Genomic DNA, 12428 nt, shown 5'->3' on the forward strand with positions numbered 1-12428 from the left:
GAATGCATCTTTGCATTCAATAAGGGTGGAACCGCGGAAGATACCTTTCGTCCCTTGCATTATAGGGATGGAAGGTTTTTTATTTTACTCAAAAATAATAAGGAGGAAAGTTCATGCAAGAAAAAAACATGCAACAAATAGTAGCTGTTGCCAAATCACGAGGATTTGTATACCCAGGATCGGAGATCTATGGGGGACTTGCAAATACTTGGGATTACGGCCCACTAGGCGTGGAGTTTAAAAACAATGTTAAAAAGGCATGGTGGAAAAAATTTATACAAGAAAGCCCTTATAATGTTGGTGTAGATTGTGCCATACTTATGAATCCAAAAGCTTGGGTCGCATCGGGTCATGTTGGAGGATTTAGTGATCCGCTTATGGATTGTAAAGATTGTAAAGAACGCTTTAGAGCAGATAAAATTATTGAAGATTTTCTAGTTGAAAAAGGAGAGCCTGCAATTGTAGATGGATGGAGCAATGAACAAATGAAAAGCTTCATTGACGAGAATCAAATAGCATGCCCAACTTGCGGTAAACATAACTTTACAGATATTCGACAATTTAACTTAATGTTTAAAACTTTCCAAGGCGTAACTGAAGACTCAAAGAATGTTGTTTATTTACGTCCAGAGACTGCGCAGGGGATTTTTGTAAACTTTAAAAATGTACAACGTACAAGCCGTAAAAAAGTGCCTTTTGGAATAGGTCAAATAGGTAAATCTTTCAGAAATGAGATTACCCCAGGTAACTTTATTTTTAGAACTAGAGAATTTGAACAAATGGAGCTTGAATTCTTTTGTAGCCCAGGAACAGATTTAGAGTGGTTTAGTTACTGGAAAGACTATTGTAAAAACTGGTTACTTAATTTAGGGGTTAATGAAGACCATATGCGTATTAGAGATCATTCAGCCGAAGAATTGTCTCATTATAGCAATGCGACATCAGACATAGAATTCTTATTCCCATTTGGATGGGGAGAATTATGGGGAATTGCAGACCGTACAGATTTCGACCTTAAACAGCATCAAGAGCATTCAGGTGAGGATATGCAGTATTTTGATCCCACGACTAATGAAAAATATATTCCTTACTGTATTGAGCCTTCATTAGGTGCGGATAGGGTAACGCTTGCGTTCTTATGTGAAGCGTATGACGAAGAAACATTAGAAGATGGTGATACAAGAACTATTTTTAGATTTCATCCAGCACTTGCGCCTGTTAAAGCAGCTGTTTTCCCATTATCAAAAAAATTATCTGAAGAAGCAACAGCAGTTTATCATATGTTGTCAAAACATTTTAATATTGAGTATGACGAAAGTGGTTCTATCGGCAAACGTTATAGACGTCAAGATGAAATTGGAACGCCTTTCTGTATTACTGTAGATTTTGATACTAAAGAAGATCAAAAAGTTACTGTGCGCGATAGAGATACAATGACTCAAGAACGCATAGATATTGAGCATTTAGTAGCATATATTCAGAATAAAATGGAGTTTTAATAGCAAAACTTATCAAAAAATGTATAATAGAGATTAAAAATTTTAAAACACTCTATTCAATCTCAAAATTTATGGTATAATGTATGGGAAATGGAAATAATAACTAAGTCTACTTAGTATTCGTCGCCAAACTAAACTAAGAAACAGACACTATTTCATGCAATGAAGAAAAATTAGGAGGGAAAAACATGAGCCAAAAATGGGTTTATATGTTTAAAGAAGGAGATCCAAAAAACAAAAATTTACTCGGTGGAAAAGGTGCAAACCTTGCGGATATGACACAACTTGGTTTGCCAATTCCTCAAGGATTTATAGTAACAACTGAAGCGTGTACAGGTTACTATGACAATGGTAAAAAACTTACAGAAGAAATGGAAGGCCAAATCAGAGCTAGTTTAGCAGAGTTAGAAGCGCTTTCAGGCAAAAAATTTGGTGATAATGAAAATCCATTACTTGTTTCAGTGCGTTCCGGGGCAAGAGTTTCTATGCCAGGGATGATGGATACTGTATTAAACTTAGGACTTACTGATGCAGCAGTAGAAGGTCTTGCAAAGAAAACAGACAATCCAAGATTTGCATACGATTCTTATCGTCGTTTTATTCAAATGTTCTCAGACGTAGTTATGGAAATACCAAAACCACGTTTCGAAAAAATTATAGATGAACTCAAAGAAGAAAAAGGTGTTAAATTAGACACAGACCTTACAGCTGATGATTTAAAAGAAATGATTGTAAGATATAAAGCGCTTTACAAGCAAGAAAAAGGGGAAGAGTTCCCTCAAGATCCAGAACTTCAGCTTATGGAATCTATCAAAGCTGTTTTCCGTTCTTGGATGAATCCTCGTGCGATTGTTTACAGAAGAATGCATGACTATCCAGCAAGCTGGGGTACAGCTGTAAATGTTCAAATGATGGTATTTGGTAATATGGGTGATACATCAGGTACAGGCGTTGCCTTTACAAGAAATCCATCTACTGGTGAAAATAAAATTTATGGTGAGTACTTAATCAATGCACAAGGTGAAGACGTTGTTGCGGGGATTCGTACACCAAACCCAATTTCTCAACTTGCTGAAGATATGCCAGAAGTTTATGCTGAATTTGAGCGTATTTATACAAAACTTGAAAATCACTACTGTGATATGCAGGATATGGAATTCACTGTTGAAGACAAAAAATTATATTTCTTACAAACACGTAATGGTAAAAGAACTGCAGCAGCGGCACTTAAAATAGCTGTAGATTTAGTTGCTGAAGGTAAACTTACAGAAGAACAAGCAGTTCTTCGCGTAGATCCAAAACAACTTGATCAATTACTTCACCCTATGTTTGATCCAAAAGCGCTTAAAGCGGCTAAAGTGATTGGAAGTGCACTTCCAGCATCACCAGGAGCAGCAGCAGGTAAAGTATATTTCACAGCTGAAGACGCAAAAAATGCAGCAGCGGCAGGTGAAAGAGTTATTTTAGTTCGTCTTGAAACATCACCAGAAGATATTGAAGGTATGGCAGCAGCGAAAGGTATTTTAACAGTACGTGGTGGTATGACATCACATGCAGCTGTAGTTGCTCGTGGTATGGGAACATGCTGTGTATCTGGCTGTGGCGAAGTTAAAATAAATGAAGAAGCAAAAACCTTTGAACTTGCAGGCACTGTATACAAAGAAGGCGATTACATTTCATTAGATGGTTCTACAGGAAACATCTATGGAGAAGACGTTGCAACAATTGAACCAGAAATTACTGGCGACTTTGAAACATTAATGGTATGGGCTGATAAAGTGCGTACACTTAAAGTTCGTACAAATGCTGATACACCAAAAGATGCAGCCAATGCTGTTAGATTTGGCGCAGAAGGTATTGGTCTTTGCCGTACAGAGCATATGTTCTTTGAAGAAGATCGTATTATGAAAGTTCGTAAAATGATCGTTGCTAAAGAAGAAGCAGAAAGAAGAGCAGCTCTTTTAGAACTTCTTCCATTCCAAAAGCAAGACTTTGTTGGTATTTACGAAGCAATGGAATCAAGACCGGTTACAATCCGTCTTCTTGACCCACCACTTCATGAATTCTTACCACACAGTGATGAAGATATCGCAGAACTTGCAAAAGCTATGGGAATCTCTTTTGAAGAATTAAAAGCTACAGTTGAATCATTACATGAATTCAACCCAATGATGGGACATCGTGGATGCCGTCTTGCAGTTTCTTATCCAGAAATTGCTGAAATGCAAGCACGTGCAATCATTGAAGCTGCTATTCAAGTGAAAAAAGAAAAAGGTTTTGCAATTGTACCAGAAATTATGATCCCACTTGTTGGAGAAAAGAAAGAACTTCAATTTGTAAAAGATATTGTTGTTAAAACAGCTGATGCAGCAATCAAAGAAGCTGGTATTGAACTTGAATACCATGTAGGTACAATGATTGAAATACCTCGTGCAGCGCTTACAGCAGATGCTATTGCAGAAGATGCAGAATTCTTCTCATTTGGTACAAACGACCTTACACAAATGACATTTGGTTTCTCTCGTGATGATGCTGGTAAGTTCTTAGAAGATTATTACAGCAAAGAAATTTATGAAGTAGATCCATTTGCAAGACTTGATCAAACAGGTGTAGGACAACTTATACAAATTGCAGCTGAAAAAGGTAGAAAAACGCGTCCAGATATTAAACTTGGTATTTGCGGCGAACATGGTGGAGATCCTTCATCAATTGAGTTCTGCCATAAGGTAGGATTAAACTATGTATCATGCTCACCATTCCGTGTTCCAATTGCACGTTTAGCAGCAGCTCAATCTGCCATTAAAAATAAATAATTACAGTTAAATTTATCATGATAATTTAAGTATTTTGAATAAAAACCCATGTTATAAAATATGGGTTTTTATTTTTTTTTATAAAAATGTCATTAAAAAAAGGATATGGGAATATTATGTAGTATTTATATTAGTATGTGGGGTGATCAATATGTGCTATAGAAAAGAGCAGGAAGCATTTGAGATAAAGCATTTAAGTGCTTATGCGGCTAAATCAATATATTCTAAAGGCAGAAAAATTCATGAGGAAGAGTGTGAGGTAAGAACGGCATTTCAAAGAGATCGAGACAGAATATTGCATTCAAAAGCATTTAGAAGGTTAGCACATAAAACACAAGTTTTTATATCACCAGAAGGAGATCACTATAGGACAAGACTTACACATACACTTGAGGTATCACAAATAGCAAGAACAATTGCAAGAGCATTAAGGCATAATGAAGACCTGACAGAAGCTATTTCGCTCGGTCATGACTTAGGACACACGCCGTTTGGACATACGGGGGAACATATGCTGCAGGAACTAACACAAAATGACTTCTCGCATAATAAACATAGTTTAAGAGTTATAGAAGTGCTTGAAAATAAGGGACAAGGACTTAATCTTACATATGAAGTAAGAGATGGCATTTTTAATCATCCTACAAGCGGCAGACCATGTACGCTAGAAGGCAAGATTGTACAAATATCTGATAAAATAGCATATATTAATCATGATATTGATGATGCAATAAGGGGAAAAGTTTTAAAAAAAGCAGATTTACCTAAAGACTGTATTGCTATTCTTGGAGATTCTTCGAGTAATCGTATACATCTGTTAATATCGGATATTATAAGAGAAAGCAATCAAAAAGATACTATTCAAATGAGTGATAGTGTAAAAAATGCTTTTTATAGTATGCGAGAATTCTTATTTGAAAAAGTTTATGTAGGATCCCTTGCTAAGCAGCAGGAAGATAAAGCAAAACAAGTCATTTATCAGCTTTATAATTATTATATTAATAAAGTTGACAAGCTGCCCAAAGAATATATAAAAAGGCTGCAACTTGGAGATTCTGAAAAACAAATAGTATGTGACTATATTGCTGGAATGACAGATCGCTTTGCCATTCACACTTTTTGCGATTTGTTTTTTCCGGCTTCTTGGAATATTTATTAGTGTAGTTTTCATAAAGAAAGAAGGAGAGTAGATGTATTATCCAGAGCATATAATAGAAACTATTAGAGAAAGAAGTGATATAGTAGCTCTAATCTCCGAATATACAACACTTACTAAAAAAGGAAATTCTTATACTGGATTATGCCCATTTCATAATGAAAAAACTCCCTCCTTTTCAGTAAGTGAAGAAAAGCAGCTATATTATTGTTTTGGTTGTGGAGCGGGAGGTAATACAGTAACTTTTTTGATGCAAAAAGAAAATATGACTTTTCCTGAAGCGATAAAATATTTGGCTGAAAGAGAAAATATCGAGCTAGATGAGCTTGCATTGTCCCAAGATGAAATCCAAAAAAATCAAAAAAGACAACGCTTACTTAATGTTATTAAAGAAGCTGCAAAATTTTTCTACTTTAGTTTAAGAGATACAAAAAATGAAGAAATCATGCACTATTTAATAGAACGAAATGTTTCTATAGAGATGATTAAACAATTTGGACTAGGGTACTCGCCAAGTGATTACAATATACTTTATAAATATTTACAGGAAAAAGGATATGATGATGATACGCTTATGGAAAGCGGATTGTTTTTAAAAAGCAAAAAAGGAGGTTTTATTTATGACCGATTTGCATCACGCCTTATATTTCCTATTTTTGATGTGAGTAAAAAAGTAATTGCCTTTGGCGGAAGAGTAACCGATGGCAGTATGCCCAAATATCTTAATTCGCCTGAGAATATTTTATTTAATAAAAGTTATACACTTTATGGTCTTAACTTTGCAAAAGCAACCTCAAGTAACTATTATATATTGGTAGAAGGTTATATGGATGTGATTGCAATGCATCAAGCGGGGTTTACTCAAACAATAGCCTCTCTAGGAACAGCCTTTACGTCCTCTCATGCAAAACTATTAAAACGTTACACCAAAGAAGTTGTTATTATGTATGATAGTGATAGCGCAGGGATTAATGCAACATTAAGGGCCATTCCTATTCTTAGAAATGAAGGCATAAAGGTAAGAGTATTACAACTTAAATCAGGTAAGGATCCAGATGAGTATCTCAAAAAGTATGGAAAAGAGCACTTGATGGAACTTATAAAAGGAGCTAAAGCAGATATTTGGTTTGAAATTTCAAGATTTGAGTTGAAATATGATTTAAAAATACCAGAGCAAAAGGTTATGTTTTTACAAGAGGTTGCAGGTCGATTGAGTGAAATACCTAGTACAATAGAGCAGGCTATCTATATTGATGAAATATGTGATACTTATCAGATTGAAAGTAGTGCATTTAAAGCCGAAGTCAATAATAATTACAAAAAAATAAAACATATTTATAGTACAAAAGACAGTCAAGCACATCCAAAAGGTAACCGCCAGGCTGTTAGTACAGAAGTTATTTTTTTATCAACCATTTATCACTATCCTCACATTGTTAAACAAGTTAAACAATATATCACACCAGATATGTTTGAGGGTGATTTGCTTAAGGATTTAGCGAAAGAAATTTTTAAAGCTGCTGCAGAGCATAATGAAATTAATATGATGTATTTTACAGCGCGTTATCCAGAAAGCACTGAACAGAATATTATTTCTCATATTATGATGCACAAAGATGAACGTTATGAAGAACAAACTATTCTGCACAAAATGGTTCTAGAAAATATAAAAAGACTTAAAGGAAATTATTTAGGGAAAAAAATGAATGAAACAAAGGATGCAATAGAAAAGCAGAATCTACTATTTCAAAAAAAGGCACTTGACAAATTGTATATTGATTTTATAAATGGTTAGAATAGTAGACAGGAGAAAGGATTGATAATAGTGAAAGATATGGCAGAACAAAAACTAGCTTTTAAGGCAAAACTTGATCAACTTATTAATATGGCGAAGGATAAAAAAGGTATTTTAGAGCAAGATGATATTAATGAAGTCTTTTCAGATATAGAACTAGAACCGAGTAAGATCGAGCAGATTTATGAATATTTAGAGTCTCAGAATATTGATGTTATTGGAAATATTGCAGATATTGAAGTGGATGATACTGAGATAGATTTTAGTAATTTGCCTGATGGTATCAGTATCGATGATCCAGTCCGTATGTATCTTAAGGAAATTGGTAAGGTACCTCTTTTATCAGCGGATGAAGAAATTAAGCTGGCGCTCAGAATGGAAGAAGGAGATCAGGAAGCTAAGAAAAAATTAGCAGAAGCTAATTTAAGATTGGTAGTTAGTATTGCAAAAAGGTATGTAGGCCGTGGAATGCTTTTCTTAGATCTAATTCAAGAGGGAAATCTAGGGCTGATCAAAGCGGTAGAAAAATTTGACTACTCAAAAGGGTTTAAATTTAGTACTTATGCAACTTGGTGGATTAGACAAGCTATTACAAGAGCTATTGCTGATCAGGCACGTACTATTCGTATACCTGTTCACATGGTAGAAACGATTAATAAACTTATGCGTGTATCTAGACAGCTTCTTCAAGAACTAGGACGTGATCCTCAGCCAGAGGAGATCGCAAAAGAAATGGAGATGACTGTATCTAAAGTACGTGAGATTATGAAGATATCTCAAGAACCTGTTTCGCTTGAAACGCCTATTGGTGAAGAAGAAGATAGTCATTTGGGCGATTTTATCCCTGATGAAGATATTCCTGTTCCAGCGGAGGCGGCAGCCTTTACACTTTTGAAAGAACAATTGATCGAAGTTTTAGATACTTTGACAGAAAGAGAACAAAAAGTACTTCGACTTAGGTTTGGATTAGATGATGGCAGAGCTAGGACACTTGAAGAAGTAGGGAAAGAGTTTAATGTCACTAGAGAAAGAATTAGGCAAATAGAGGCTAAGGCCTTACGTAAATTAAGACATCCTAGTAGAAGTAAAAAACTTAAAGACTATCTAGAATAGAAGTTGATACGTCAACTTCTATTTTGTATGATAAGCACAATTTAAGCATAAAATGAAATAAAGAGGTGTTAAGCAGTGCAGTTATCTCGTAGATTATATACTATTGCTCAGTGTGTGCCAAGGGGGAGTCGGGTTATAGATGTTGGAACTGACCATGCCTATATTCCGATCTATCTTTTGAAAAATCATATTGCAGTATTTTGTATTGCAACAGACATTAATAAAGGGCCTTTACAAAAGGCAAAATTAAATATGAAGCTTCATCATATAGATGCTATTGATTTAAGACTTACTAATGGACTAAGAGGTATCCGACACGGTGAGGCGGATGTTATCATTATGGCTGGCATGGGCGGATGCTTGATGATAGATATTTTAGAACAAGATCTAAAACTTATTAAGAGCTTTGATAGACTTATTTTACAGCCCCAGCAGGATATTCCGCGTCTTAGAAAGTTTTTGCATGGTATAGGTTTTAGAATAGAAGATGAGGCATTTGTTGAAGAAGACGGCAAGTACTATACAGTTATTATAGCAGTACCTGGACAGGAGAAATATAAAAATGATTATGAGTATATTTATGGAAAAGTGCTCATAGAAAAGAGAACAGAACCTTTTAAGGCTTATATGATTAAAAAACAGGAAAAACTTTCTATTCTTTTCGATACTATAAATGGAAGAAATTCAAAACATATAGATCAAAGGAAAAAAGAATTAGAAGCAGAACTAAAAATGCATGAAGAGGTTATAAAATGTATCTTTTAAAAGAAATAATTAAAGTGCTCGAAGAGATTGCACCACCTAAACTTGCAGAGAGCTGGGATAATGTTGGACTTATAATAGGAAGTAAAAAGCAAGAGGTTCACAATATATTATGTGCTTTAGATATTAATCAGGATGTTATAAGTGAAGCTGTGAAAAATGATATACAATGTATTGTGACACATCACCCTTTCATATTTAAGCCGATTAATAAAATTAACTTTGATAATCAGCAAGGGGAGATGATTAGAAAGCTTATTTTTCATAATATTTCTGTTTATGCTATGCATACCAATTATGATATTGTGCGAGGTGGAACAAATGATATATTATGTGATAAATTAAATATCTATAATACAGAAATATTACATATATCGCAAAGAGAAGCTCTATATAAAGTTGCTGTATATGTGCCGGAAATGTACTTCGAACAGGTCAGAAACATAATTATTAAGCATGATATATGTGACATAGGCAGTTATAAAGGGTGTACATTTACAATGGCAGGAGAAGGGACTTTTATCCCTGTGGAAGGGAGTAAGCCTTATTTAGGAGAGCTTGGACAGTTAGAGAAAGTTTATGAAAGAAAAATAGAGTTTATAGCACATCAGCACAATGTTGAGAGCATCCAGCAGCTTATTCGGGAACAGCATCCTTATGAAGAAGTAGCTTTTGATATTTATACTCTAAATAATAATAGCAGACTTAACGGGGTAGGAAGATATGGTGAATTAGAACAAGAGATGACATTAGAGGCGTTTATTGCAAAGCTTAAAAAGACCTTTAATCTATCGTATATTCGTATGACAGTTCCTGTAAATACCATGATTAAAAAAGTAGCAGTCTGTTCTGGAAGTGGCGCTGAGTATATTAAGGAGGCAAGCAAAGTTGCAGATGCCTATGTCACTGGAGATATAAAGTTTCATGATGCACAGAGAGCTCGGGATCTTGGAATTAATGTATTTGATATAGGTCACTATACCTCAGAAAACATTGCTATGCAATACATTGCTTCTTGTCTAAATAGCAAGTTAGAAGGTTTATATGCGATGATTTCAGAGGTGGATAGCGAAGTTATAAACATTAAGTAAAGGAGAATGATATGAATAAGATAATCAATGTTACTTTTAAAAATGGGAAAAAACTTCAATTTGATTCAGGTATTACATTATATAAAATTGCTGAAAGTATACAACAAGAGTATCGTTTTCCCATTATGTTAGCAAAAATAGGTAATAGCTTTAAAGAATTATGCAGCACACTGAATGAAGATACAAAGGAGTTAGAGTTTATTGATTTAGGGCAAAAAGATGGCATGAGAGTTTATCAAAGAAGTACCACTTTTCTATTAATTTCAGCTGCAAAAAGGGTATTTACGGGTTGCAATATACTTGTTAATCATCACATAACAGGTGGTTATTTTTGTGAATTTGAAGATCATAGTTTATGTACACCAGAGAATATAGCTAAAATAGAAAAAGAAATGCAGCAGATGGTTAAAGAAGAATTACCAATTACTAAACAGACGCTGGCTGTTGATGAGGCACTTGCGCTTTTTGAAAGAGAACAAAGGATAGATAAAAGAAGACTATTTAAATACAGAAGAACTTCTACGGTTAATATCTATTGTCTGGATGGTATTAAAGATTATTTTTATGGGTATATGGTAACGAATACGAAGCATATTACATTGTTTAGACTCATCCCATATGCACATGGTTTTGCACTTCAATTTCCGAATGAACAAGATCCAACACAGATGGCAGAATTTATTCCACAGCCTAAACTATCAGAAGTTTTTAGAGAATCTGAGAAGTGGGCCAGAATTATGGGGGTTGATATTGTTGGATCCCTAAATGATGTTATTTCTCAAGGAAAAGCTGAAGATCTTATTAAAATATCGGAAGCGTTACATGAAAAAAAGGTTGCTGAGATAGCGGATAAAATTTTAGCTAAAAAATGTATTAAACTTGTTTTGATTGCAGGACCATCTTCTTCAGGAAAAACAACTTTTGCTCAAAGGCTTTGTATACAGCTAAGAGTTAATGGTATGAAGCCCCATGTGATTTCTATTGATGACTATTTTGTAAATAGGGAACTTACACCTAGGGATGAAAAAGGAGAATATGACTTTGAGGCGCTGGAAGCTATAGATACTCAACTTTTTAACGAACATATGAATAAGCTTATTCAGGGCGAAGAAGTCCAAATTCCACATTTCAATTTTATTACCGGAGAAAGACAATATAAAGGTAATAGAATTAAATTAAATGAAGAAGATATTTTAGTTGTTGAGGGTATTCATGGACTTAATGAAGCTCTCAGTTATGCTGTTGCAAAAGAAAATAAATTTAAAATTTATATTAGTTGTTTGACGCAGCTTAATATTGATTATCATAATAGAATACCAACGACTGATACAAGACTCATTAGGCGTATGGTAAGGGATAATCAGTATAGAGGTATTTCCCCGGAACGTACAATGGAACTTTGGGCCTCTGTAAGAAGAGGGGAAAATAAAAATATTTTTCCATTTCAAGAGCAGGCTGACATAATGTTTAATTCTGTGCTTATCTATGAGCTTTCTGTGCTTAAGCAAAAAGCAGAACCCTTACTATTTGGTGTAGATAGGTCTTCGCCGTATCATGCAGAAGCTAAACGTATGCTTAAGTTTTTAGAATACTTTTTAACGATCGATACAGCCAATATTCCTAACAATTCCATCATTAGGGAGTTTCTTGGAGGGAGCACTTTTCATTAATTGACAAGAAGCGTTTAATGTGATATTGTAAATAAGTTGTTAAGTAAGTCAGACAGTCGCAAGTGCATTTTCGAAAGGAAGTACTTGAGGAACGTCCGAGCTCCATAGAGCAAGGTGCTGGATAACCCCCAGTGGAGGCAACTTTAAGGATAGTGCAACAGAAATAAACCACCTATCATTTGATAGGTAAGGATGGAAAGGTGAGGTAAGAGCTCACCGTCCTTTAGGTGACTAAAGGAGCTATGTAAACCCCACCTGGAGCAAGACCGTATAGAAAGGCATTTGGTAGCTGCTCGCTATGCCTTTGGGTAGGTCGCTAGAGCATCTAGGCAACTAGATGCGTAGATAGATGACTGTCAAATACAGAACTCGGCGTAAAGATTTGGTTAACAACCTAATAGAGATTTAGTAGGGCAAGGCATTGAGTAAAATCAAGGTCTTGCCTTTTTGTTGCTTACAGCATCTTTTTGAGTTCCGCACGGGGATTTAGAAAGGAATTTTCATCTTTCCGTCGTCAGGCTCCAAGACC

Annotated in this window: 8 protein-coding genes, 1 other RNA gene and 1 other annotated feature (1 of these 10 only partly in view); all 9 genes read left to right on the forward strand. The window is 35.0% G+C overall.

Features of this window, described 5'->3' with window-relative positions; all coding sequences use genetic code 11:
* Positions 1-58: a binding site (T-box leader), on the forward strand; it begins 118 nt to the left of the window's first position.
* 55 nt (positions 59-113) lie between these two features.
* The 9 genes from BN3326_RS02515 (at position 114) to rnpB (ending at position 12292) form a co-directional block, all read left to right on the forward strand.
* Positions 114-1499 carry a glycine--tRNA ligase gene (locus BN3326_RS02515; protein ID WP_069997534.1) on the forward strand — a complete coding sequence of 462 codons (1386 nt, stop codon included), beginning with the start codon at positions 114-116 and terminating at the stop codon, positions 1497-1499.
* A 188-nt stretch (positions 1500-1687) separates the two neighbouring features.
* Positions 1688-4312, forward strand: coding sequence for a pyruvate, phosphate dikinase (ppdK, locus tag BN3326_RS02520; protein ID WP_069997535.1), 2625 nt, complete (start codon positions 1688-1690; stop codon positions 4310-4312).
* A 151-nt stretch (positions 4313-4463) separates the two neighbouring features.
* On the forward strand, positions 4464-5471 hold the full coding sequence (locus BN3326_RS02525) for a deoxyguanosinetriphosphate triphosphohydrolase (protein ID WP_069997536.1): 1008 nt from the start codon (positions 4464-4466) through the stop codon (positions 5469-5471).
* Between the two features lie 31 nt (positions 5472-5502).
* On the forward strand, positions 5503-7263 hold the full coding sequence (gene dnaG, locus BN3326_RS02530; protein ID WP_069997537.1) for a DNA primase: 1761 nt from the start codon (positions 5503-5505) through the stop codon (positions 7261-7263).
* 39 nt (positions 7264-7302) lie between these two features.
* Positions 7303-8376, forward strand: coding sequence for an RNA polymerase sigma factor RpoD (rpoD, locus tag BN3326_RS02535; protein WP_069998405.1), 1074 nt, complete (start codon positions 7303-7305; stop codon positions 8374-8376).
* Between the two features lie 75 nt (positions 8377-8451).
* The gene (locus BN3326_RS02540) at positions 8452-9141 is read left to right on the forward strand and encodes a tRNA (adenine(22)-N(1))-methyltransferase (protein ID WP_069997538.1); all 690 of its coding nucleotides are present in this window, start codon (positions 8452-8454) and stop codon (positions 9139-9141) included.
* Positions 9129-10229, forward strand: coding sequence for a Nif3-like dinuclear metal center hexameric protein (locus tag BN3326_RS02545; protein WP_069997539.1), 1101 nt, complete (start codon positions 9129-9131; stop codon positions 10227-10229). The genes BN3326_RS02540 and BN3326_RS02545 overlap by 13 nt, the downstream gene beginning before the upstream one ends.
* 11 nt (positions 10230-10240) lie before the next feature.
* Positions 10241-11899: a nucleoside kinase gene (locus BN3326_RS02550; RefSeq protein WP_069997540.1), complete on the forward strand. Its 1659-nt coding sequence runs from the start codon at positions 10241-10243 to the stop codon at positions 11897-11899.
* Between the two features lie 40 nt (positions 11900-11939).
* Positions 11940-12292, forward strand: an RNA gene (rnpB, locus tag BN3326_RS02555) — RNase P RNA component class A.
* The last annotated feature ends 136 nt before the right edge of the window (positions 12293-12428 follow it).

Origin of the sequence: Cellulosilyticum sp. I15G10I2 (assembly GCF_900095725.1) — a bacterium.
GTDB lineage: Bacteria > Bacillota > Clostridia > Lachnospirales > Cellulosilyticaceae > FMMP01.